Source organism: Ancylomarina sp. YFZ004 (assembly GCF_054254355.1).
The window spans coordinates 195449-219877 of sequence record NZ_JBTCHQ010000006.1 but is presented as its reverse complement, the minus strand read 5'-3'; the positions used below and the strand labels follow the sequence as shown (position 1 = coordinate 219877).

Genomic DNA, 24429 nt, shown 5'->3' with positions numbered 1-24429 from the left:
TATATGCCTTTACATTTTCAAAATCCAAATATACTATGGGGACTCATTAGCTTGATAATTCCCATCATCATTCATCTATTCAATTTTAAGCGATTTAAACCAATTTACTTCAGTAGTCTAAAGTTTCTAAAGAGCGTTACTGCAGAAAATAAGAATAAATCAAAAATAAAAAACTGGTTATTACTCCTAACTCGTTTATTAGCTTTGGCATGTATAATTATTGCATTTGCACAGCCATTTATTCCCAATAGAAACACCTCTCTTATAGATAAAAATCAAAATAATACGGCTCATATATATGTGGATAATTCTTTTAGTATGAATGCCGAAACTGAAAAAGGGATTGCAATTGAAATTGCAAAAGTAAAGGCTATAGAACTTGTTAATTCCTTTTCGGAAGATATTCAAATTAAGATTACCGATAATGACAGTAAAGCTAACTTACCCTTTTTAAATAAAGAGCGTGCTATAACACAACTACAAGAGATACAACCAACATCAGCAAGCAAAACTTTTTCACAAGTTTTGAAAGAATCATCCCTAATAGAGCCTACTACGAACAATAAAGTTTATCTATTTTCAGATTTCCAAAAATATCAGGCTGATTTCGATAAAATGCCTCAAGATAGCAATTTGAACATTAGCTTGATGCCCTTGTCTACTCAGAGTAGAAATAACCTATATATCGATTCATGTTGGTTTGAAAATCCAGCTCATAAAGTGAATCAAAACGAAGAGCTAAGAATTCGAATTTACAACTCATCGAATAAGGGATTCCGCAAAATCCCAATCAAACTCTATATCAACGATAGCTTAAAAACGGTTTCAAATTTCGATATTGAAGCTCAAGAGAATAAAGAGTTAAGCCTGAGGTACAAAAATAATAAATCAGGTATCTACTCAGGAAAAATTGAAATAAGTGATTACCCAATTACTTACGATAACAGACTTTACTTCTCTTATAAAATTCAGAATAGTGCTGAAATCATAAGCATCAATCAGGAAAAAGAGAATCGCTACATAAGTCAATTGTTCTCTAATGAACAATACTTTACACTTCGGAATATTAATAAATCACAATTCCATCAAGAAGAACTGAGTAAAACCAAGCTTATTATCTTGAACCAGCTTTCGGATATGCAAAGTGGTTTCAGACAGAATATTTCACATTATTTGAACCAAGGTGGTCAGGTTCTAGTTCTACCAGAGGATGAAAATAATGATTCAAACAACGAGCTTTTGAGCGAATTAGGTTCAGGCCAGTTTATGCAAGTTGATAGTCTTACTACAACTGTTGCCAGTATAGAACTAAATGCTGAAATCTATAAAGAAGTATTTAAGAAACTAAAGGAAGATGCGCGACTACCTCAAGTCTATCGTCATTTTAAATTGAGCGAAGCAAAGAATCAAATTAAGATTCCACTTTGGAAGACTAAGTCAGGTGAAAGTCTTTTCTCTCAATATAAAGTAGGCCAAGGCAAACTCTACATTTCAAGTTTTAAGTTCGATCCCAAATGGACGAATGCCATTAAACACCCACTATTCGTTCCAAGCTTAATTAATATTGCAATGAATAACAAAAGTCATTCACCACTTTATTACAAGCTAAACTCAAATGAATACGCTATTGCAAATGGTTTAAAACAAAATCGTGAAAAAGCGGTGTTTCATATCGAAAATAAGGTTCTGGGCATCGATCTTATTCCTGAACAAATAACACATTTTGATAGAGGCTTATTATTAAATGCGCACGGACAAATAAAAGAAGCTGGGAACTATTTCATAAGTCAATCAGAACAAATCCTATCGGGCATTTCCTTCAATTACGCTCGTCAGGAATCAAATTTGAATTTCTATTCCTCTGGAGAGATCAATGATCTATTGGAGAAATATCAACTCAATTATAATTTATTCGACCTGGATACTATAGACATAAAAAGCATGGTCGAAGAACAAAAAGAGGGCAAATCCTTTTGGAAGTTATTTCTGATTCTAGCTTTCACATTCCTGATTATGGAGTTGCTCGTACAGAAATTTAGATTTTTCTAACAAAATAATGTGATATAAAAAAGAGGAAAAAATGCATATTACATTTTTCCCTCTTTCCTAAACTACTACTTACTTATTTTTTAATGTTGGCAAACATGGTCTTCACCATGACCAGCACATGTGGTACCCGAATCCTTAACTTGCTCTTGTAGATATGCCTCTACGAGTTCACGAACATCTCCTGAGCATCCTCGATAAACTTGAATCCCAGCCTGAGATATTTTATTGACAGCACCCTGTCCCATATTTCCTGCAAGCATTACTCTAACTCCCATTTCGGCAAGCTGAATGGCAATATTCGATTTACAACCGCATCCTTCTGGAGATGCCATTAGTTCAATACTACTAATTTTATTATCTGCTGTTAGTTCTGCAATCGAAAAATGTTCGCAATGTCCAAAATGCGAATCTACCTGATTGTCTTTAGTTGGAATAGCTATCTTCATTTGTATTTTTTTTTATTCAAGTCCCATCAACTTAAGAATATCAACGAGCTTGTTATTGTTTTCGTTTAGAATAATAAACTGTAAGCCTTTTGTTTTGGCATGTTGTTGCAATTTCAACCCTAGCTCGAAGGCAACAAAAGAGCCAACGCCATTTTCTTCACACAGTAAGGATAAAATCTTCGGTCCTACGCCTTTTTCATCTTCAGCAAAAGGGTTTTCAATAAATCGATACGTATTAAACTCACGATCTACCAAAGCGAAAAATGGACTTCTTGCAAATTTCAAAGAAAGCTGAGCTTCTTTATCATTACTCATTACGGGAATAGCTGCTATCATTTTTCTTCCTCCACCTTTAAAATATCAGAACTTAAACACAAAGTACAATTTGTTACTTCTTGTCCATCGGTATTACTAAAGTGCGACTTGCATTTACCACACTGATACCAATGCTCATCGTAAACAATTTTTCCACCTTCAATACGAATTGGATGTACCTCGATAAGAGCCTGAGCTATTTTTTTTCGGGCACGATCATAAATTCTTGTCAAGCTTGGTCGAGAAATCTCCATAATCTTCGAAGCTTCGAGCTGAGATAAATTCTCATAATCAAGTAATCGGATTACCTCAAATTCTTCAACATTCAAATAAATTGCCTCCGAAGGCTTGGCATAAAAACCCTGAGGGTTAAAACCTTTTACTCGAGGTGGAATCTGAATTTTAGAATTATTTCTGGGTCGTGCCATAAACTATAATTTCAATTGCGATACAAATATAATGGACATATGTTCTAAACTGCTATTTTTCAAAAAAAAAAAAACGATCTCTATATTTGAGATCGTTTTCTATTCGCCCTTTAGGCAATATTGTATTTTTGATTCTAAATAAGAATCAAAGTTAATTAAAAAGGTGGCAAACCTATAAGCCGGGTCCTGTTTTCCTCGAAAGGAACTTCTATCATTTATCTAGAACATATGTCACCATATGTCTCGAGCAACCTACCCCCCGACATCGATCGAGTAAGATCTACAGCTGTCGGTGTACTTGGTCTTGCAAGCCATGAGGCACACAGCTACCTATGTTACCATAAGCACTGGTGAGCTCTTACCTCACCTTTTCACCCTTACCCTATTTCCGAAAAAATAAGGCGGTTATTTTCTGCTCCACTACTATAAGCTTTCACCTATCTTCCCGTTAAGAAGCATGGTACTCTGCCTTGCCCGGACTTTCCTCTCTTTCTTGCGAAACAGCGATAGAACGGTTTGCCGCTGCAAAGATAATTTTTTTTACGAGTATGTGATATTATGTATCCGCCTTTCTTCTAAAAAAGTCAATGTTTCTAGTCAACACAAGAAATTGATCTCAATTCTACCCTTTTCTCTGCTGGTCCCGAGAATCGGGATTAAGCTTTAACCTTCTTATTTACCATCTACATAAAGCCACTGCCCTTTTTCAAATCGAAAAAAAGAATCTTCTATCATTTCGTGAATCTTACCAGCTTCACTATATAGAGCTTTAAATTTAACACGCCCTTCCTGATCACCAGACTTCCCCTTTTGAGTTGAAAGCACTTGTAAACCAAGCCACACAACTGAAGAAGCCCATTGTTTTATCTCAGAACGTTCACTGTCCGGACGATTTTCAGGAGCATAGGTTCTAAGGATATAATCCACATCAGCCAGTGCGAAGGCGGAATAACGACTTCGCATTAGCTCTTCTGCTGTTTGAGCAAATCTATTTCCTAAATGCAAAGCACCGCAACAGTCTTCATAAACTAATGACTTTCCACAGAAGCAATTCTTCATACTTGTAATAAGGTTAAGTGATAAAGGTTAAAGTTGAAAAATATAAAATTCTACTTAAAGTCTTTAAAGAAAACATCTAGCTTATCTAAGTCCTGATCGCCTATCAGAGTCAAGAATCTAGAGAAACTTGGAGCCACTGTCTTCAGACTATCCTTAATCTTAAACATGGCATTAAACTCAGTGATAAACTCAGCTCGCATATCAAATGTGCTAACTAAGGTTTCATAAAATAATTTGAAAAAGCTTTGCTCATTCTCCAGCAAGGCATCATCCAAAGAAATCACCTGAAGTAAATTCTTTAGAAGCTTAATATCTTTGTATTCGATTGCCACAGCAAGCCCTTTTGTGTAGTGAGCAAATAGAAGCTGTAAAGATTCCTTATCGTTATAGGCAGGAATTGGCACCGGAGTGAATTTAACATCCTTATAAACAGCAAGTGCTTTTTCTTTTTCACCTAAACTCATCAAGATAAAAGCTTTCACATTTGACAAAGTCAACTGATAGAACTCACGATATTGGTCAAAAACCAAGTCTTTCTCTGCTTGCTCTAAAACAGGTAAAGCTTCTGAAAGAACTTCCTTTAATTTAGCTTTTCCTCTGTTGATAGAAAACTCAGCCATATATTGCAAAGCCCAATTTAAACCATAGACCCACTTACCTGAAGTTGAACATAAAGAATAACCTTTGGCGTATTCTTGCCCAGCTTCACTTAGCTCACCAAATAAAGCAAATGCTGCAGCACGATGTTGCAATATTTCTAAGTAGAATCGAGGGTCATCCTTTAAAGCCACATGCGTATTATCATTCAAAAATTCTCTAATAATCTTAGTATCCTTCTCTGTGATTCCCTTATTATAAAGTTCTACCAGGCTTTTGTATATATTTTCAGCTATCATATTTTAATAAATTTTCAATTCGAAATTTAGTTTTCTATTTTTATTTTCTGAACAAACACAAGTGAAACGACACAAAGTATAGCTCCAGCGATAAAAGGTATTTGCCAATGCCACATCCACAACAAGCCACCACATACAGGAATAACAACCGCCGAAATATGATTGATGGTAAAACCAACAGCCATAGATGGTGCAATATCTTTCTTATCACCTGTTTTATGAAAATAGGTATTGATTCCCATTGAGAAACCGAAGAAGATGTGATCGATTATGTATAAAATTGCAACCGCCAAACCATTTTCGATGAAGGCATATCCCAAGAATACAAATATTAAAAAAAAGTACTCTATACTTAGCATTTTACGCTCTCCAAATCGATTTATCCCCTTTGCTATATAGGGCGAAATGAAGTAAGTGATAATATTATTGATAATGAAAAGCAAAGCCACATTCTGAATGCTGAAGTGGTATTTCTGAACCAACATAAACACAGCAAACACAACAAAGATTTGTCGACGCGCACCACTTAAAAAATTCAATACGTAAAATAACCAATAACGCTTACGCAGAACCATACCCTTATTCTGTGCAGGAATATTTTTATCCTCAGGTTTCCAAAAGAAAGCCCAAGTTGCCATTAAAACAATGATAACACCAGCAACAATAAAGTTCATTTGTAATGATAAATGATCAGCTAAAAGCAAGATAAAAGCCCCCATAGCGACGTTAGCTACAGCCGCCCAACTCTTTTGCTTCGCAAAGACATGTGGTGCTTGCTCGTAATTAAAGTATTGTAAGGTTAAGGACTTATTAGTCGTTTCGAAATAATGAAAGCCAACCGACATAATTAAAGTCGTAAAAATCAAGCCATAATAGGAAGGAAAGAAACCAGTTAAAGCGACTCCCACACCTACCAGTAAAACAGAAATTGCTGATAAACGATGCTCACGCACAAAAAAAAGCACATAAATAACCAATAAGGCTAAAAAGCCTGGAATCTCTCTTACTGACTGAATAAGACCCAATTGGAAACCATTAATTCCAACCTCATCAACAGCCAAATTATTAAATAAAGTACGCCAAGCCTGATGTCCTGCAGTAGCCGCGACGACCAAAAGCATAAGATAGGCATACATTTTATTTTGCTTGAGTTCCCTGAGCATATCATTTTTGTTTAATAAGGCTGCAAAGTTATAAATAGAAACTTTAATGCACCTGAAAAATTTGTATTTTTACGCAGAATCAAAATTACAATTATGAGCTTATTAGATACCATTAAAGACCGCTACTCAGTTCGAGCTTATTTAGATAAGGAAGTAGAAGACGAAAAGTTATTGCAAATACTTGAAGCTGGTCAATACGCACCATCGGCAGTTAATTTTCAGCCATGGCATTTTATCGTGATTCGTGAGAAAGAAAATCATGCTAAGTTCTCACAAATCTACCATCGCGACTGGTTTAATCAGGCACCTGTTTATATTGTAATTTGCTCGGACCATAATAAGTCGTGGAAACGTGCCGAAGATGAGAAGGATCATGCAGATATCGATGCTGCTATCACTACAGACCACATGACTCTTCAAGCAACTGAACTGGGCTTAGGGACTTGTTGGATTTGCAACTTTCATGTTCAAAAATGTCGCGATTTCTTTGATCTTCCTGATCATATCGAACCTGTTGCAATTCTATCTCTAGGTTATCCTGATCATGAGAAACGACCTAATAAAAAGAGAAATAGCTTAGACGAAATTGTTCATTGGGAAAAGTTTTAATTTGTGGTTCAAATTCACAAGCACAAAATATATCATATAGAATCCAACTAGTATTAAAGAATGAGTAAAATTCCTGTAACAGTCATTACTGGCTTTTTAGGGGCTGGAAAAACCAGCCTGCTGAATCAACTAATCAAAAATCATAAGGAAAAGAAATTTGTTATCATCGAAAATGAATTTGGTGAAGAGAATATCGACTCAGAATTTGTAGCCAATATTGGAAACGAAGACTTGTTTGAGTTGAGCAACGGTTGTATATGTTGTAACCTAAATACAGAGTTATTCTTGGTTCTTGAAAACTTGGTCAAGAACAATCATTCTTTCAATCATTTATTAATTGAAACAACGGGTATTGCTGATCCAGGTAATATTTTAGCCTCCTTTATTTCTGATCCTGGCATTAAAGCTAAGTTCGAACTCGACTCCGTTATTTGTTTGATTGATGCTGCTAATGCTGAACAAGATCTAAAGAATGAAGATGTGCTGAATAAGCAGATTGCCATATCCGATACACTGATCCTAAACAAAATAGATCTCTCTAGTGAAGAGGCAATAAAACAGCTGTGTTCAAAAATAAAGGAAATTAATCCTACAGCAGATATTCATCAAGCTGTCCAATCGAAACTTGATGTCGAATTACTTGATGTTTATGCTTATAATCCGAAGCATATTTATCAGTTTCTATTCTCGGTAGATGGAATTGATTCTCATGAAAAAAAGCATGATCACAGCATAGAGAACTATTGCTTTAAAAGTGAACTCGCTTTTAATCAAATGAAATTAGGAGCTTGGCTAGATGCCTTTCTACAATTCAACTCCGACACAATTTATCGGGTGAAAGGCATACTGCATATTTCAGGTATGGATAATAGAATTCTTCTGCAATCTGTACACACTCAAATTCAAGCCACAGTTGGTCGAGTATGGGAAGAAAATGAAATTAAGGAAAGTAAAATAGTTTTTATTGGGAAGAATTTGAATTCAGAAGTTATTAAGAAAAATCTAATAGATCTTTGCGAATAATAAAAACCCCAATACAATTTAGTTTGTATTGGGGTCTATTCACTATCCGTTAATTACCACTGAAATAAACATCCGCACTTATTAGTGAGGCAGTATCTTGTTCTTTGAAAGGGAGTGTAAAATAGAAGCAAGAACCTTCATTTTCTTTTGAATCAACCCATATATTGCCTCCCATAGACTTCACAAAAGCCTTTGTAATAGATAGTCCTAAACCTAAACCACCATATTGTCGAATATCAGATTCCTCTACCTGTCTGAAATTATCAAAAATGATATGAACTAAATCATTGGAAATCCCAATGCCTGTATCCTTAATATAAAATTCAATAAAGTCTACTTTCTTATAATAACCAATCTCTATACACCCGTCATTCGTGAATTTAATCGCATTATCTAAAAGGTTCCTTATTATCTTCAATAAATATTGTTTATCAGCATAAACCGATTTCACAACTCTACTATTCATTAATTTGAGTTTCAAGCTCTTTCGTTCTGCAGGCACCTTATATCCAGCTACTACTTCAGACAACAAACTATCAACATCAACCTGTTCCATTTTAATATCGGAATGCCCCGATTGCACTTTGGCTATATCAACAATCTCATTAACCACATTCAAAAGCTGATGAGAATTCTCCGTTATTATTTCAAAATATTTAATTCGATCATCATCACTCACATCTGGTAAGGCTAAGAATTCAGAAAAACCTAGAATACCATTCATAGGCGTTCGAATCTCATGGGATATATTACTCAAGAATGCATTTTTCAACTCATCAACTTTACTAACATCTCTCTGCGCTTGAATCAATTCCTTTTTTAGGCAATTCTGTCTTTTAGCATAATAGATGAAGAAAAATAATAAGCCGCAAACGAATAAACTTATAAATAAAAATAAATACAAGGATCTCTTACTCAAATGGATTGAAGAAATTGGCATGTTAATTATTTCCCAGTCATTTGGGAAAATTGCAGGCATTAAATCCAACCTCTTTAATTCATTATAATCCAGACAATACTGGTTTGGACTCTCCTCTAAAACAGGAATACTCATCACTAACTCCCCTTTTATAATACGATCTGCTATCTTAAGAGCTTCTTGAGTTTGTCTATAGTGGTGAATTAAATTCCCGCCTACGATTCCCTCACCAACACCATGTTTCCACAAGTGATAAATTGGCAAATCAGAATTTTCTTTCACAAAACTTAGACCCTCATAAAATGGTTTATATTTGAAAGTTTTATCTCTGTACAGAGATAATAAGAGAAGAGCTTTCTCACCTTTAAGTTCCTTCAGATTCTTTTTGAATTCTGAAAAGCTAAGTTCAGACAAATTAAGAGTATGTATATCCACAAGTGTTGTCAAATCTTTAAGTTTCAACATTCGCTTCAAATCATTTTTCCCGGAAGTCGTATTATCACTTATGACATAAATTTCTTTTAGCTTAGGATTTAAAATTTTGGCTAAATTCAGGGTTTCCTTGATCGATATATCTTCAACGACACCTGTAAAATTAGGATTGGAGTTCTGCTCTAAAGCCAAATCAACATTGTTAATTCCGAAAAAAACGATAGGCTTATTCTTAAATAATGTCTTCTCATATTTCAGTACATACTCCAATGCATAATCATCGGCAACCATAAACAAATCATATGGCTTTCTCTTAGATAATTTATAGGTGAGAAAATCATGAAAGCGCTCAACGTAGACATCATCTACAAACTCTTTGCTATTCATAAATTCCACATCAACCTGATAATGTGTAGAATCTACAAATTCGTTAAGGGCCCTTGAAGTATGAGTGTAAGTTGGAAAATTAATATTATACGAATGGATCAGGCAAATTCGTTTACGCTTTGTTTCTTTTAACTTCTGACTACTAGCCTGAAATGGAAACAATAACATCAGTAACAGAATACAACAATAAAAAAAATACGAGTCCTTATATTCTCTTATAATTAGGGCTTTACAAGTCATTTTTCTATTGGGTATTAATCATAGGTTTTTGCTTAGAGATGTCCAATTTAATCATAAGCCTACCATTTTCCAAATATTTGATGAAATTATATTTATCATCCACTAACATCAAATTAATTATCACAGACTATCATATTATGTAGATTTACATATATATGAAATATAACATATACAATATTTTTCAATTCGGAATCAAACTCTATTTATACTGAAAATTGAGGCTTTAAAAAATCGCTTAGTCATATTTAATTAAGACAAAGAGAGTCTTAAAAAATGATAATAATAAGTATGCAAGCCTGTCGCAAAACCGAAAACAATGAAAATCAAGTCGATAAGCAATAAAAAAAACTATCTTTGCATCTGTAATTGATAATTGACATTTAACTATGAGAGCTAGTGCCTTATTAATCATTCCACTTTTAATCTTCATGTTTATAGTGGATCTATACACCTACCGAGGCCTAAAACCGCTCATCAATAAAATCCGAAACTTATATATAAGAAAGGCTTTTAAACTATTCTACTGGTCAATATCGTTATTCATGTTTGCTGCATTTGTTCTATTTTTCTTTAGAATTGAACATGTGCAAAGAGCTGATACCTACGTGTATTTTAGTTATCTGATAGGAGCTTTTGCCCTATTTTATATACCCAAGTTTGTTCTGGTTCTTTTCGTATTGCTTAAAGATGTGCAGAAGGCTGCAAGTTGGCTCATTGGAGCGCTTGCAAATGTGAAGAAGGAAAATAAGTTTGAATCAAAATCGAAAAGAAAAATGGAGCGCTCCGAATTTTTATATCAAATGGGCTTGATGCTTGCAGCCATCCCCTTTGCCTCAATCCTTTATGGGGTTACTAAAGGGAAATTCAAGTTTCGCATTATGCAGGAAAGACTAAGCTTCCCAAATTTGCCTAAAGCATTTCAAGGACTTCGAATCGTCCAAATATCAGATATGCATTTAGGTAGCTTTAATAAAAACTACCAAAAAATTGAAAAGGCAGTTGAGCTGATCAATGAACAAAAACCTGATATTATCCTATTCACAGGTGATCTGGTCAATAATTTTGCTGAAGAAACTGAAGGTTGGGCTCCAGTGCTAAGCAAAATGAATGCTTCAATGGGTAAATATTCCATATTGGGTAATCATGATTACGGCGATTACTCACACTGGCCATCTAAAGAAGCAAAAGCTGAGAACCTAAAAGGAATTAAAGATTTCCATGAAAATGCAGGCTTTAAGTTATTGTTGAATGAAACAGAACGACTTAAAATAGAGGATGATGAAATTGCCCTTATCGGTGTTGAAAATTGGGGTAAACCACCATTCCCTCAGCATGGTGATTTGGATATGGCGATGAAAGGCAATGAAGATTTAGCTTTCAAATTACTTATGAGTCATGACCCATCGCATTGGGATGAAAAAGTATTGGATACAGATATAGACCTTACTTTTGCTGGGCATACACATGGTATGCAGTTTGGTATTGAGCGTGCAGGCATCAAATGGAGTCCTGTACAATACAAATACCCACGTTGGGGCGGCTTATACAATAAAGGTAAGCAGTTTTTATATGTGAATCGTGGTTTCGGCTATATCGGCTTTCCTGGCAGAATAGGTATGCCACCGGAAATCACATTAATTGAACTCAATTAAAGTTGATGAGATGATGTGTTGATTTGGGAAAATGTTAGAACCCCTGACATTTGGACTTTTAGACTTTTAAATAAAACTCAAATTCACATCCTTCAGGAATTTTTCTTCCAGAAGGCGAACAACGCGCTTCACAACTGTACGACGAATCTCTAACTCAACTGGTAAATTAGGATCTTGATGCGCAAAATTGATACGCGTTCCATTTATGATTGAGATCTGATCACTTTGCAACAAGTAGTGCACAATTTGATCAGCAGGACCTTCACCCAGATTATAGTTATTATCGTAATCCTCAAGAATACGTGCAACCTTTCCAATTGTTAGAATACCTTCTGTCACCAAGTTTATTCCCTCCATATATGCAATTGGTGGTAATTCAGGATCCGTCATATTCATGCCTGGAGCAAACTTTAAACCTAATTCACGCGATACAATTTCAGCCGTCGATCCACCACAAATAATCTTTTTCCCCTTAAAGTGATAGATTTTCATTGCCAATTCAGAATCCTTATCCATTTCGAATGGAGGTCCTGTACACAGCAATAATTTACGAGGCTCTCTAAAATAGATTACGCCAGCGCTTGTATCATCCTTAGGTTCATCTTGATCGTTTCTTGAAGCACGCTTCACTATCTTTTTCCCCAATGCATTGGATGACATATAGGGTGATGATTTTATATTCTGAGTGACAAATTCTATTACATTATCCAATTCCCAACCAAACGGATAGGCTTGAGACCCCATTCCCGATTGCATAATACCATCAGACCAAAATAATATACGGTCTTCTTTTCGTGCTTTAAATTCGCAAGCTCTTAGAACCTTACCTTTATTTTCTTCACTATCTAATTCAATATTTTCCCATCCTGGATCGAAGAAGGTCGAACCTCTCATGACAACACAATCTGGATTATCGAATTCCATAATTCTAGTCGTACCATCATATTCAATATCGACAATCGTAAAAGTTGAATAGCTCACCTTTCTCACAGAACATATAGGAAGCGTATTCATGATAATCTCAGCAATGGTTTTGAAATCTTTATGCTCAATGGTAAAATTCATAGCCATTGAGGCAGTTAGTGTAGCTAAAACATTCGCTTTCACACCAGATCCCATTCCATCGCTTAAGATAACGATAGTGCGATTCTCTTCCTTAATTCGTCGAGATAAAAAAACATCTCCACAAATCATATCACCATGATGAAACAGTTGTGGGCAATCTATATCTAAGTGAAATTTTTCATCCATAGGAAAGTGATGACTATTTATGTGAACTTATTGGTTAGCTAATCAATTAATCAGAGAATCCTCTGAAAACCTACTACTCCTTAGTATGCGATTTAATAATCGAATTCAGAATCTTCTCTGTTTTAGAAGCTGATTCTCCCAAAAGAAAAGCAATTTGTTGAACCGTTTGAAGATTTTCCTTGATAACATCACGCGCTCGACCAATTACCTCTTCTGTTCTAACCTCTGGAGCATATAGGTCACGAATAATACCACCTACAACCTTATTCTTCTTAATTGTAAATACAGACACATTAAACAAACGACTTCCATAATGCACATCCTTTTTCAAGATGTCTTCGCCATTCATCAATACTGTTGAGAATAAGCGATGGAAAGGAATAACTTTAGTTAAATCGGCATCAACCAAGCCAGGAATAATCTCATTCAACAACTTGGTTTCCTCTCCTAATAGATTGACGAAGCTATTATTTGACTCGATTATCTTAAGGTTCTCATTTACGATAACCACACCAGTAGGTAATTTCTGAAGCATAGCCGAAGTTGTTTCACTTGCCTCTACAGCCAAGCGATGTTCTTCCTTTGCTTGTGCTTCCGACTCCTTAAGAGCAACCTTTGTGTCATTAAGCTTATCGTTAGTTTCGCCTAATTTCTTAATGTAGGCATTCATATTTTTGATCGTTACCGATGAACATTGCTCAAACTTGGCAATTCCTTGTACGGTAGCTTCTGCAAATTTCTTACATGATTCATAGCCACAAGATCCACAACCGAGTTGATCTTCAATTTTGCCTTTCCCCATATCCTTAAGAACCTCCTGCACTTCTTCTGCTGTTGGAACTGGCAAACGTTGATCCTTAATGGCAAACTTACGTGACAAATCTATATGTGAATAGGAATCAATCTCTTTTTGCCATTGTTCCTTATCAAAGGTATTTAAACGCTTTCGAACGTATTGCAACACTTGAGAACGGCGAGAAAATTTACGCCCATTCTTAGAGGTTCCAGCTCCCATAATACATCCTTGACAATAAAAGAGATCAAGGTGTTGGTTTAACTCAGTACTTCTATGAAATTCGTCCAAAGAACTTAGGAAGTTATTGCGACCTTCAGTACTAATAATATTCCCTCGTAGCATACTGTTGTCAATTTCAGCTGCCTGAAATAAGCCATGACTCATTGGGAATAGTCCCCCGATACGAGCGAATGGTGGATCAAATTCAGAGAATTCAACCTTCTTTGCAGTCACCCCTTTTTCATTAAAGAGTTTTCTCAATTCAATAAAGCTTAGAACAGCTTGAATTTCGCCATCACTCTTATTAAAGAATTTCACATCATCTTTACTTGGCACGCAAGGCGAAAGTGAAACAATCTTAACCTCTTTGCCATATTTCTCTCGCACAACCTTAGCCATCGCAATAATCGGATTCACAATAGGTGCAAGATTCTCTACCAAATCAGGATAGTAACGCTCAACATGATTAACCAATGCTGGACACTTGGTTGACAGGTAGTATTTTCCGTGGAAATTATTTAAAAGCTCTTTGTATTTATAGGCAACCAAATCTGCTCCAAAAGCAGCTTCAACCACATAGTCAAAACCCAATTCACGAATCATACCAACAAAGCTTCGATAATCGTTTATATCATCGAACTCGCCTGAGATACTAGGATCGCAAATAGCCACGACCTTCTCATCACGCTGAAGAAGATCCTGAACGTAGTCTTCCTCTTTACGATATTCAATCGCATCTTGGGCACACATGGTCACACAATTACCACAACCAATACAGCGATTGGCTATAATGTGAGCATGATTGTCTTTAATTTTTATGGCTTTGGCAGGACAAACTCGTATACAGGTATAACTCAGGTTACATTTATCCTTATTTACAGTAATCAGTTGCATGGGGTTGCGGTTTTAGGGTAAGGGATAGTGGGCTTGGCTAGATTTCAATTCTTAGGCTTCTTCAAAAACCTTTTTTAGAATATCAATTGCACCTTCCGAATCAACTTCTTGGTACAAATCCTCTTCAATCTTTAAAATTGGACCTTTAGAACAGTTACCTGTACAAAGTTCCCCATGAAAAAAAACTGAATCGCTTAAATTATTCTTATCAAAGAATTCTTTAACAGCTTGTAAGGTTTTGCCATTGCCTCTAGAAAAACAAGAACTTCCCAAACAGATGGTCACATCCTTTTTATCATTCATGCTTATTGTTTATTTGTTTTGTTTGTTGTTTTCTTTGTCAACTAGTTGTCGGTTGTTCGTTATCAGAAATAAACCTTTCGAACACCCGTAATTCATAATTACTAATTCGTAATTGATAATTGATCTTTTAAATATAACTAAGATCTACATCTTTCAAAAACTTTTCTTCCAAAAGCGCAGCGATATTCTTCACTACCGTACGGCGTATTTCGAGTTCAACAGGTAAATTAGGATCCTGATGTGCCTCATTTATTTTAGTCCCATTGATAATCTCAATTCGATCACTCTCCAAAAGAAGCTTCACAATCTGATCGGCAGGCCCCTGTCTTAAAACCGTATTCTGATTGTAGTCCTTTAGTATGCGTTGAACTTTACCCAGAGTTAATATGCCTTCTGTGAGCAGATCGACTCCCTTCAAAAATGAAATGGGAGGCAATTCTGGATCTGTAATCGTCATGTCTATTTTCAACTCTTCAGCGAATTCTCTCGATAAAATACAAGCTGTGGTTCCACCGCAGGCTATCTTTTTACCCTTAAACTCACTCACCTGGCGTGCTAGTTGAGTATCTTTCGATTTGCTGTATGGAGGTCCGGTGCAGAGTAATAGATTTCTAGGTTCACGTAAATAGACAACCGCACATGAGGTATCATCTTTGGGTACACCGCCATAATTTGCAGCAGCTCTATCCACTACGGCCCGCCCCAATTGCTTAGCCGAAAGGTAGGGATGACGCCTTATCAGGCCTCTCACAAATTCATTCAAGTTATCAGATCCCCATCCAAAAGGGAAACGCTTTGTTCCCATCCCCGAATTGGTTACCCCATCAGAACAAAAGACAATACGATCTTCTTTCTCAGCCTTAAAACGGTAGGAATACAAGGTCTTACCCAAATTATTAGCTCCCTCTATGCTTAACTCTTCGCATTTTGGCTGGAATAATTCCAGACCCCGAAGCACCAAACATTCAGGATTATCGTAACGGATAATTCGCGTTTCACCATCGCACTCAATATCAACAATAGTAAAAGTTGAATAGCTGGCTTTTCGTTTGCTGCAAATAGGTAAAGTTTGCATAATCACCTCGGCAGCTTTACGAATATCCTTATTCACACGCATATAGTTCAAAACCATGGATGCGGTTAAGGTTCCAAGAACATTGGCCTTAACACCAGAACCTAAGCCATCAGAAAGCACAAGAAGGGTTCTTCCCTCCTCCTTAATTTTCTCCGACATAAACACATCCCCACAAATCACCTGTTTACCAGGATTCTTTTGTAGACACTCAACTTCTATATAATAATCGGATTGCATGCTTTTATTTAAAATTCTTGATTAAAATATATTTTGACACTGATAAAAAATGATTATTTATACTCTTTTCCAGATTCACCCCTAAATCCCCTACAGGGGACTTCAAAGAAATGGGATAGCCCTATTTCATCATCACATTAGCACATCATCACATCAACTAGTTCTTCTCCTCAGCCAGTGTATAAAACTCAACTATCGAATTCAACATATCCTCTGTTTCTGAAGCATTCTCACCCAAGAGGTAAGCAATCTTCTGAACCGTTTCAAGGTTCTTCTGATTAACGGCCTTAGCTCTATTAATCACTTCTTCTTGCTGTATGAAAGGTTGTGACATATCCCTTAAGATAGCACCAACAATCTTATTTCTCTGAATGGTAAAGAGACTCAAATGCAACATTTTATTGCCTAAACGGAAATCTCGTTCCAGGTTGTCTTCTCCTGTTGATAATACGGATGAAAATAGCTTATAAAAAGGCGCTATTTTCTTCAAATCAGCATCTTTTAATCCGGGAATAGTATCAAACAATTGTTCCATCTCCTCTCCCATAATTCGAGCAAAACTCTGATTGGCTTCAACCACCTTCAAGTCTTCATTCACAATTAAGACCCCTGAAGGTATCTTCCCCAATAGAGCCGTTGATTTGTCGTGAGCAATCTTTCGCATGTAGGAGACACACATATTGGGTTCCGATTTGTCTTCCAGATAAGCCTTAGCAAACTCGCGGCAGGAATTATAACCACAGCCTCCACAATTAATCTCATCCTTATCTGAATATTTCCCAATCATATTCAGAGCTTCCTTAATTTTAGTCTCTGGATGTTCTGGTTTATGAGCAACATCTATATTATCAAAATCTCTAAGAATAGAGAAATTAGCTTCATACTCAAGTACTTCTTCTTCGCTTCTATTGATAATCTCTAAACGCTTAAGTGCTCTCGAATAGGTTTTTCTTGTACCCGGTCCATTAACACAACCGCCTTCACAAGCCAATAGCTCTAAGAACAACAAACCCGGCTTTCTATAATAATTCAAATCCTTTAGCACATCGTAAATACTGCTGATGCCTGAGAAAGTCATAAATACAGCATCCGTTGTCGAAGCATTATTCTTAATACCAGCAATCATGCCACCATCTATAGGATAAAGACTTCCTTTTCCGGCACGTCGGGGCACAAAACTCGGTTCGGTATCCGACTCGTAGAACATGTCAGCCTCCAAGCCTTCTTCATCAAACCATTCTGCCAAATCCTTAAAGGACAAAGAGGCTTCCAATAAATCACCAAAAGCATCACTTTCTAGCTTTTTCGCAATACAGGGCCCTATAAATACTATCTTACAGTCCTCACCATACTCTTGCTTTAACATTTTGCAATGCGTCAATAAGGGTGATAAAAAAGGTGTGATATTATCTTTGTATTGAGGAAAATGCTTGCAAATCATTTCAACCACCGAAGGGCAAGCCGATGAAATATAAATCCCCGATTGTTTTTCCTCCAAAAAACCATTCACCTTTTTTGAAACCAGTTCGGCTCCCAAGGCTGTTTCTGAAACATGAGCAAATCCCAATTCCTTGATGGCGGCTACCAGCTGCTCATCTTTTAGATTGGGGAATTCAGACATATAGGATGGTGCCAGAGAAACGACAACCTTATTATTTCGCTTCAATAGGGATTTGACACGCGTTAAATCATTACGAACTTTTTTGGCATTCACCGGACAAACCAGTGTGCATTTCCCACAATAAATACAATCCTCATGCAAAATCTGAGCCGCATTATTAATTACCTTAATGGCTTTTAACTGGCATTCACGTATGCATTTATAACAATCCTGACAATCGTTTTGTTCGGTATATACGGGTTTAAAAATATCCATTTGCTACAGATCTTACTTGTGATAAATTTCATATCAAAGCTCCATATTTATGTTATTTTTTATAGCCATATTCAGATATTCTAAAACACATCTCATCTATTCATATGGGGTTTAAATAAGCTTGAAATAAATGACGATCATCCACTTAAAGTGAGACATTCTCATAATTAAGAGGTACTTTACCAAGACCTATCTGCAAATAAGCACTGTAAAGACTACAACAAAGATTTTGACAAGCCAAGTTTTGAGAAAGCTTGGTAGTAATTTGTTGAAGTAATAGAAGTCAGCCATTATAAATAGATAGCTTCTTTTTTCTGCTATTAATTAGACAAAAAGTCAAAGAATCACAGAACAATATGGGTCTACAAGCTTCTTTATATATCCATACTTAAAACCATAAAAGCAGCCTCTTAAAAGAATAAACGATATTTAAAACACAATTTAAATTTCACATTCAGCATTCTTCATATTACTATGCTTACATTTGCGCTTCGAAAATTTAGATCGACTAAACGATTAACAGGTAGGTTTATATGAAAAGGTATTATTATCCTGCCATATTTTGGGAGTGTTAAAACACCTTTTTTCAATGATATAGAAAAAATAGCATCAATATTGATGTTATAACACAGATTGCACACCAGCCTTGCTCAAATAACAATCATGATGAAATTAGAAATAGACCTTAAGAATATAGAGCAGATAGCTAAACAAAAAGAAGCTGAAAATAAATCTTTTCAGACTTATCTTAAGGAGCAGAATTCTGAAAAGATAGATAAAATTGTTCATCGACTTTACAAAGAGGTTGAAGATCAAATTGATTGTCGTGATTGTGGTAATTGTTGTCAAAAACTGAGACCTGTAGCATCACACAAGGAACTTAGTAAATTTGTTGCAGAGGAAAATATTGAAGCCTTTATGTATGCAGAGTGTATACAATGTATGCATCATAAAGACAAGGTGTGTACCGACTATTTAAACCGACCAGAAGAATGTCGTTTATTTCCATACCTGGGCGAAGACAATTTTATAGAGAAGACATATAGTGCGTTGATAAACTATGAAATATGCCCCCATGTTTATAATGTTTTAGAGCTTTTAAAAATAGAATTAGAATGGTCTTACAATAAGACATCAGAACAATAAAATATAAAGCTTCGGCTAGTTAGAAGTTGAACAGAAGGCTTCTATCCTGTACTAATGCAATAACCAGAACATTATAAAAAAATATAGGCTGCCAATCTCAGATTAGCAGCCTTTTTTTTATCATCACGAAAGTGACTTAATTTGTTTTTAGCCAGCCTGTAATGCTTATGCGTTGCTGATTACAAGTTAAGACTTCATGTTCTAATTCAGAACTTTTAAAGAAGACGCAAGAACCGTTGACTGGATTAATCATTTGTGAGTGATTCTCATGAAATATACATAGGTTTCCACCGTCCTCTTCCTTCCAGTCCAGGTTTAAATACATAATCATCGTAAATGCCCGGCTCTTATTATCTTGAAATTGATCGAGATGCCTTTTATAAAAGGTTCCCTTTTCGTACAAAGCGTAATGGAACTCATAGCCTGTAATTCCTGTATAGCAGCTGCTATTTAAATAGCTAACAAACTCATCTATCAAATCAAAAAACTGATTTTCATATTCATCCTTATGGCTCCTATCCAACCAATAAATCTTATCCCCTCTGTTCGATAAGTCTTTGACTAGTTTTGCTTGATTGCCTATACCTGCTTCTTGAAGTTTTTTATTGGTATTTAAAGATCTCAAATTGTTTCTAAGCTGTGTCGCCAAAGCATCGCTTAAAAAACGTTGGCTTGAGCCAACTTTATCGTCAATAAAACTACTGACAATATCTTCATATGCTTTTTGCATCGTGTTGGAAAGTAAGTACACGTAAAATAACGTGTTTAGGTAATGTAGTCTTTATATGAGTAGAAACAGCATAAGCTGGAATATCTCTGCAAACAATAAAACATGAGAAAGCTCTAAAATCAGGAATAAAAAAATTGACTGCTTTCTTATAATTCACTAATTTTATGTAACACATTACGAATCAATTCATTCTACTCATCTTGTTGTTTAATTTAAAATCTAACGTTATGTCAAATTCAGGTGGGATTATTGCGGCTTTATTAGCAGGTTGTGCTATTGGTGTTGGTTTAGGAGTTCTTTATGCTCCTGACAAAGGAGAAGTGACTCGAGAAAAAATGAAGAAAAAAGCTAAAGAAAAGGCTGAGGAATTCGAAGTAGCATTCGATAAAAACATGGAGAAAGTGCGCGGGAAAATCGATGAACTTATTGAGGATCTTGAGAAAAAAATTGATTCCTTCAAAAGAAAAGAAAAAGAAGAAAAAGAAGAAGAAGAAGAACAAGCACAAGAGGTTTGATCCTTATTATCAATCTGTTCAGCATAATGGACGGTCAACTAAAATCAGTTCACTTAAAAAACTATCGTATTGGAAAATATCCCGGAACAATTCGCTCAACTGAAAGAATTACTGACTGAGTATTTCGATTCCAATCTTGAATATTATAAGTTTTCCGGTTTCGAAAAACTTATTCGCTTTGCAATAGCCATAAGTTTAACCGCCCTATTTTTCTTATTGGCTATGTTTGCTCTGCTCTTTTTCGGCTTTGGAACAGCGGTGTGGCTAAGCGATGTATTGAACAACGAAATACTTGGCTATATGGGAACTGGAGTCATATACCTAATAGTCATGTTCCTGTTTTATCTATTTAAAAAGCCTTTGATTGAACGACCATTAATCAAACTCTTTTATAAGATATTATACACCAAAAGTGATAAGGATTAGGCAAGCTGATTTTCAATTACGTTCTTATCAACAAATGAACGAGGGGAGACTTTGTATAATCACAAGCACAAAGTATTTGTGGTAAAAAAAACTCGGATGAACAGATATCGATCACTAAAGGATATTGAAAAAGAAAAGTATCGCCTATACCTGGAAAGGGAGTTGGCTGGCTACAAATTGAACTATTTTGTACGAAATGCTAAAAGCAATTTTAGCTGCGAGAAACTGATTCAAAATAGCATTGGAAGTGTCGTGTATCGCTTTGTAACAGGATTGATACATAAAAAAAACGACACTTAATTTTCTCTTTCAATTAAAACGCGCTGGAAAAAGGCTGCCAATCCAAGATTAGCAGCCTTTATTTTACGAAAATAAATAAGCCTATCGAATCATCATTTCAAATAAAACGAGTCTAATATCGTCCAATTCTGGTTAGATTTTATTTTTGAAAAAAAACGAGATAAGAGAAATAACAACAATTGTTGTTATAAATAAGTTGTAAACAATTAAAAAAAACTAATGATTATGAAAAACAAACTGATTTGTTTTTGTCCAATATTTGTATTAATGATTTCATTTTCTTCCTGTGACACAAAAAATATAGACATCGAGAAAGAAAAACAAAATGCTGTTGAGGAATATGTGACTAAAATAGAATCTGAAAGACAGCAAAAGTTAGATGTGATTGAGAAATTTTATGGAGTCTTTGCAACGGGAGACATGTCTATTTTACCAGAGATTTTAGCTGAAAATTATACTCAATACCCATCAGACCCAGGACAAACACCTAATATTGAAGGATTCATCAAACATGCTCAGGATTTTGGAAATATGTTTTCTGATTTAAAAGGAGCACCAACTCATATTCTTGTTGATAAAAATTTGGTTCATGTACGGAGTGAATTAGAAGTAACACATTCAGGAAATGTATTTGGGGTACCAGCAACTAATAAACGAATCAAATTAACCGCCTTTGATACTCACCATTTCAATGAAGAAGGTAAAATTGATAAGACTTGGCATTTAGAAGATTTCTGGGGAGCCTATTCTCAAATAAATTCTAAATGATTCAACAAATAACAGTTTACAACAATGGCTATAAGTAATTGATTGTTCTCTCTTTCTTCTGAAACCCCTTGCGGATTTTCAGCTTGGTGCGTACTTGCAAAGTTTAGTGTTAGCCCTCGCAACTACTCATAGCCTAGCCGTTAGCACTTATTATAAACAAATGAAGAGAGTAAGGAAAATAATTGATAAACATTCAACAGGGAAAAAGGTTCTATGGCTTTTTGTCTTAACTAATCTTGTTTATGCGATTATGCTGATAATAACAATCCCAAAAACAATGCATTTTTCAAATGGGATGAAATTATTGGATATGATGCCAATAGGATACGATTCAGAATATATAAATTCACTTTTTGAAACTTTAGGAGAAAAAGGACGATTTGTTTATTTATATAAGCAACTACCCATTGATATGATTTATCCATTTCTCTTTGGATTCAGTTATTGCCTATTGATTGGATACTTTTTAAAAAAAATAAACAAGTTAAATTCAGCGTTCTTCTATTTATGTTTCCTGCCCGTAATTGCAGGAACAGCAGATTATTTAGAGAATTTTGGTACTATCACAATGTTGAACAGTTATCCCGTTTTGTCGCAAACTGTAATGGAATACACAAATATTTTTTCAATTATAAAAAGTATGACAACGACAGTTTATTTTATAGCATTGATTATTGTCCTTCTAATGCTTGGAGTAAAAACAATTAAAGAAAGAAAAACAAGTGCTAGAAAAAGCTAAATTTCATGGGTTTTAAACTCCAATTGAAAGTCTAGTATAATACATACCAACAAGTACTTCAAAACATGATTCAAGCCCAACAGTAAAAAGAAGATATGACCAGAACAGAAACGCTCTCAACCCAACAAGCCAGAAAACTGGTCCTCCTCTCGCAAGGCTTGCCACCAGCCAAGCAAACAGGAACAGCCATAGCCGCCACCCTATCCGCTATTGAGCAGCTTGGCTATATACAAATTGATACCATCTCTGTTGTTCAGCGCGCACATCACCATACTTTGTGGAATAGAAACCCGCGTTACGAAAATGCCCATCTCGATCAGCTTGTTGCTGACAAACAGGTTTTTGAATACTGGTCGCATGCTGCCGCCTACCTGCCCATGTGCGATTACCGATACAGCCTTGTTCGCAAGCAAGCCATAGCAAGCGGTGAGCAAAACCACTGGTACACCAGAGATGAGAAGATGATGAAAGAGGTACTCAATCGCATTAGACTTGAAGGCCCTTTAATGGCTAAAGACTTTGAACATACAGGCAAAAAGGGCGTAGATTGGACGAGCAAACCCGCCAAACGCGCTCTTGAACAACTCTTTATTCAAGGCGAATTGATGATTCTTTCCCGACACAATTTCCATAAAGTTTATGATCTTACCGAACGCGTATTACCCAAAGGAATAGATACCCGTATGCCTACGTCTGAGGAATATGCCCGTTTTCTGATTACAAGATATCTGGAAGCAAACGGCTTGGGGCAGGCTGCCGAAATGGCCTACTTACTTAAGAATACAAAACCCTTGCTTAATGCGACTTTAAAAGACATGCTTTCCAATGGTGAAGTCTTACAAATTACTGTTGGTGAAAACAGCTATTACGCCCTACCTACTTCTTTGGAGCTTTTAAACAAAACGCATTCCCGCAGTCAACTCAAAATACTCTCCCCTTTCGATAATCTGCTTATTCAACGCAAGCGCATACAGTCACTCTTCAATTTCGATTACCAGATAGAGTGTTATGTTCCCGAGCCAAAACGCCAGTATGGTTATTTCTCTTTACCCATTTTATGGGATGGGAAACTGATCGCTCGCATGGACTGCAAAGCCGATAGAAAAACATCTGTGCTACACATTAAACATCTGGCACTGGAAGATGGCTTGTTAAAAACCGAGGCTTTCGCCATTGCTCTTAGCAAAGAACTTGCAGCCTTCATGCAGTTTAACGATTGTGCCTCGATACAATTACACAAAACGACACCAGCGAGCTTTAAGAATACACTTCAAAGCGTACTCAAAGACAATTTATCTTAAGCTTATTAATCCTTACAGGTAGATAAAATACTTTACATTTTATTTTAACTTTTCGCTTAAGCCGCTAGGGCTCTTACTTTTTTCTTAGATAAAAAAGTAAGCAAAAAATCAAGTCAGTCTGATCCTTGTTTTCTCTTTGTGGTAAAAACTGTAGCACGCCTCACGGCAGACTGACAAAGCACGCTCAAAACATCTATTAAAATTGATTCGGATTTTATCTTTAGATTGGCCTCGG

24 protein-coding genes and 1 other RNA gene are annotated in these 24429 nt (G+C 35.8%); 11 read left to right on the top strand and 14 right to left on the bottom strand.

Annotation, left to right across the window (positions count from 1 at the left end; genetic code table 11):
• Window positions 1–3 precede the first annotated feature (3 nt).
• Window positions 4–2049 carry a BatA domain-containing protein gene (locus ACXR6G_RS11800; RefSeq protein WP_458361635.1) on the top strand — a complete coding sequence of 682 codons (2046 nt, stop codon included), beginning with the start codon at window positions 4–6 and terminating at the stop codon, window positions 2047–2049.
• Between the two features lie 80 nt (window positions 2050–2129).
• Here ACXR6G_RS11800 and ACXR6G_RS11795 read toward each other — a convergent pair whose 3' ends face one another.
• The 7 genes from ACXR6G_RS11795 to ACXR6G_RS11765 all read right to left on the bottom strand — a co-directional run bounded on the left by ACXR6G_RS11795 (window position 2130) and on the right by ACXR6G_RS11765 (window position 6356).
• A complete protein-coding gene (locus tag ACXR6G_RS11795) occupies window positions 2130–2495 on the bottom strand; it encodes a NifB/NifX family molybdenum-iron cluster-binding protein (RefSeq protein WP_458361634.1) in 366 nt (121 codons plus the stop codon).
• 12 nt (window positions 2496–2507) lie between these two features.
• Window positions 2508–2831: a NifB/NifX family molybdenum-iron cluster-binding protein gene (locus tag ACXR6G_RS11790; protein WP_458361633.1), complete on the bottom strand. Its 324-nt coding sequence runs from the start codon at window positions 2829–2831 to the stop codon at window positions 2508–2510.
• Window positions 2828–3238 carry a DUF134 domain-containing protein gene (locus ACXR6G_RS11785; protein ID WP_458361632.1) on the bottom strand — a complete coding sequence of 137 codons (411 nt, stop codon included), beginning with the start codon at window positions 3236–3238 and terminating at the stop codon, window positions 2828–2830. Before ACXR6G_RS11785 ends, ACXR6G_RS11790 begins: the two co-directional genes overlap by 4 nt.
• 159 nt (window positions 3239–3397) lie before the next feature.
• An RNA gene (gene rnpB, locus ACXR6G_RS11780) (RNase P RNA component class A) lies at window positions 3398–3761 on the bottom strand.
• Window positions 3762–3910: 149 nt separating this feature from the next.
• A complete protein-coding gene (locus ACXR6G_RS11775) occupies window positions 3911–4297 on the bottom strand; it encodes a YchJ family protein (RefSeq protein WP_458361631.1) in 387 nt (128 codons plus the stop codon).
• Between the two features lie 50 nt (window positions 4298–4347).
• Window positions 4348–5193 (bottom strand): hypothetical protein, encoded by an 846-nt coding sequence (locus tag ACXR6G_RS11770; RefSeq protein ID WP_458361630.1) that lies wholly within the window; start codon window positions 5191–5193, stop codon window positions 4348–4350.
• A gap of 26 nt (window positions 5194–5219) precedes the next feature.
• A complete protein-coding gene (locus ACXR6G_RS11765) occupies window positions 5220–6356 on the bottom strand; it encodes an MFS transporter (protein WP_458361629.1) in 1137 nt (378 codons plus the stop codon).
• A 93-nt stretch (window positions 6357–6449) separates the two neighbouring features.
• On the opposite strand from ACXR6G_RS11765, the gene ACXR6G_RS11760 reads away from it, so the two are divergent.
• Together ACXR6G_RS11760 and ACXR6G_RS11755 are read left to right on the top strand one after the other, a co-directional pair.
• Window positions 6450–6965 carry a nitroreductase family protein gene (locus tag ACXR6G_RS11760; protein ID WP_458361628.1) on the top strand — a complete coding sequence of 172 codons (516 nt, stop codon included), beginning with the start codon at window positions 6450–6452 and terminating at the stop codon, window positions 6963–6965.
• Between the two features lie 60 nt (window positions 6966–7025).
• Window positions 7026–7988 (top strand): CobW family GTP-binding protein, encoded by a 963-nt coding sequence (locus ACXR6G_RS11755; protein ID WP_458361627.1) that lies wholly within the window; start codon window positions 7026–7028, stop codon window positions 7986–7988.
• Between the two features lie 49 nt (window positions 7989–8037).
• Here ACXR6G_RS11755 and ACXR6G_RS11750 read toward each other — a convergent pair whose 3' ends face one another.
• Window positions 8038–9894, bottom strand: coding sequence for a sensor histidine kinase (locus ACXR6G_RS11750; protein ID WP_458361626.1), 1857 nt, complete (start codon window positions 9892–9894; stop codon window positions 8038–8040).
• Between the two features lie 614 nt (window positions 9895–10508).
• Here ACXR6G_RS11750 and ACXR6G_RS11745 point away from each other — a divergent pair.
• Complete coding sequence (locus tag ACXR6G_RS11745) at window positions 10509–11618, top strand: metallophosphoesterase (protein ID WP_458361625.1); 1110 nt, start codon at window positions 10509–10511, stop codon at window positions 11616–11618.
• 66 nt (window positions 11619–11684) lie between these two features.
• Here ACXR6G_RS11745 and ACXR6G_RS11740 read toward each other — a convergent pair whose 3' ends face one another.
• From ACXR6G_RS11740 to ACXR6G_RS11720, 5 genes are all read right to left on the bottom strand, one after another.
• On the bottom strand, window positions 11685–12869 hold the full coding sequence (locus tag ACXR6G_RS11740; RefSeq protein ID WP_458361624.1) for a SpoIIE family protein phosphatase: 1185 nt from the start codon (window positions 12867–12869) through the stop codon (window positions 11685–11687).
• 73 nt (window positions 12870–12942) lie between these two features.
• Window positions 12943–14778, bottom strand: coding sequence for a [Fe-Fe] hydrogenase large subunit C-terminal domain-containing protein (locus tag ACXR6G_RS11735; protein WP_458361623.1), 1836 nt, complete (start codon window positions 14776–14778; stop codon window positions 12943–12945).
• Between the two features lie 51 nt (window positions 14779–14829).
• Window positions 14830–15081: a (2Fe-2S) ferredoxin domain-containing protein gene (locus ACXR6G_RS11730; RefSeq protein ID WP_458361622.1), complete on the bottom strand. Its 252-nt coding sequence runs from the start codon at window positions 15079–15081 to the stop codon at window positions 14830–14832.
• Between the two features lie 127 nt (window positions 15082–15208).
• Window positions 15209–16393 (bottom strand): SpoIIE family protein phosphatase, encoded by a 1185-nt coding sequence (locus ACXR6G_RS11725; protein ID WP_458361621.1) that lies wholly within the window; start codon window positions 16391–16393, stop codon window positions 15209–15211.
• Between the two features lie 157 nt (window positions 16394–16550).
• Complete coding sequence (locus tag ACXR6G_RS11720) at window positions 16551–18269, bottom strand: [Fe-Fe] hydrogenase large subunit C-terminal domain-containing protein (RefSeq protein ID WP_458361620.1); 1719 nt, start codon at window positions 18267–18269, stop codon at window positions 16551–16553.
• 663 nt (window positions 18270–18932) lie between these two features.
• Between ACXR6G_RS11720 and ACXR6G_RS11715 the strand changes: the two genes are divergently transcribed.
• Window positions 18933–19415, top strand: a complete 483-nt coding sequence (locus ACXR6G_RS11715; protein WP_458361619.1) for a YkgJ family cysteine cluster protein — start codon at window positions 18933–18935, stop codon at window positions 19413–19415.
• 136 nt (window positions 19416–19551) lie between these two features.
• Here the strand turns inward: ACXR6G_RS11715 and ACXR6G_RS11710 are convergent, their stop codons facing one another.
• Complete coding sequence (locus ACXR6G_RS11710; protein WP_458361618.1) at window positions 19552–20145, bottom strand: 2OG-Fe(II) oxygenase; 594 nt, start codon at window positions 20143–20145, stop codon at window positions 19552–19554.
• Window positions 20146–20372: 227 nt separating this feature from the next.
• On the opposite strand from ACXR6G_RS11710, the gene ACXR6G_RS11705 reads away from it, so the two are divergent.
• The 6 genes from ACXR6G_RS11705 (at window position 20373) to ACXR6G_RS11680 (ending at window position 24194) form a co-directional block, all read left to right on the top strand.
• Window positions 20373–20660 (top strand): YtxH domain-containing protein, encoded by a 288-nt coding sequence (locus ACXR6G_RS11705; protein WP_458361617.1) that lies wholly within the window; start codon window positions 20373–20375, stop codon window positions 20658–20660.
• A 69-nt stretch (window positions 20661–20729) separates the two neighbouring features.
• Window positions 20730–21086, top strand: coding sequence for a hypothetical protein (locus ACXR6G_RS11700; protein WP_458361616.1), 357 nt, complete (start codon window positions 20730–20732; stop codon window positions 21084–21086).
• 96 nt (window positions 21087–21182) lie between these two features.
• Window positions 21183–21386 (top strand): hypothetical protein, encoded by a 204-nt coding sequence (locus tag ACXR6G_RS11695; RefSeq protein WP_458361615.1) that lies wholly within the window; start codon window positions 21183–21185, stop codon window positions 21384–21386.
• Window positions 21387–21611: 225 nt separating this feature from the next.
• Window positions 21612–22154 (top strand): ester cyclase, encoded by a 543-nt coding sequence (locus ACXR6G_RS11690; protein WP_458361614.1) that lies wholly within the window; start codon window positions 21612–21614, stop codon window positions 22152–22154.
• 160 nt (window positions 22155–22314) lie between these two features.
• Window positions 22315–22893, top strand: a complete 579-nt coding sequence (locus ACXR6G_RS11685; RefSeq protein WP_458361613.1) for a hypothetical protein — start codon at window positions 22315–22317, stop codon at window positions 22891–22893.
• A 95-nt stretch (window positions 22894–22988) separates the two neighbouring features.
• Window positions 22989–24194 (top strand): winged helix-turn-helix domain-containing protein, encoded by a 1206-nt coding sequence (locus ACXR6G_RS11680; protein WP_458361612.1) that lies wholly within the window; start codon window positions 22989–22991, stop codon window positions 24192–24194.
• Window positions 24195–24429: the final 235 nt, after the last annotated feature.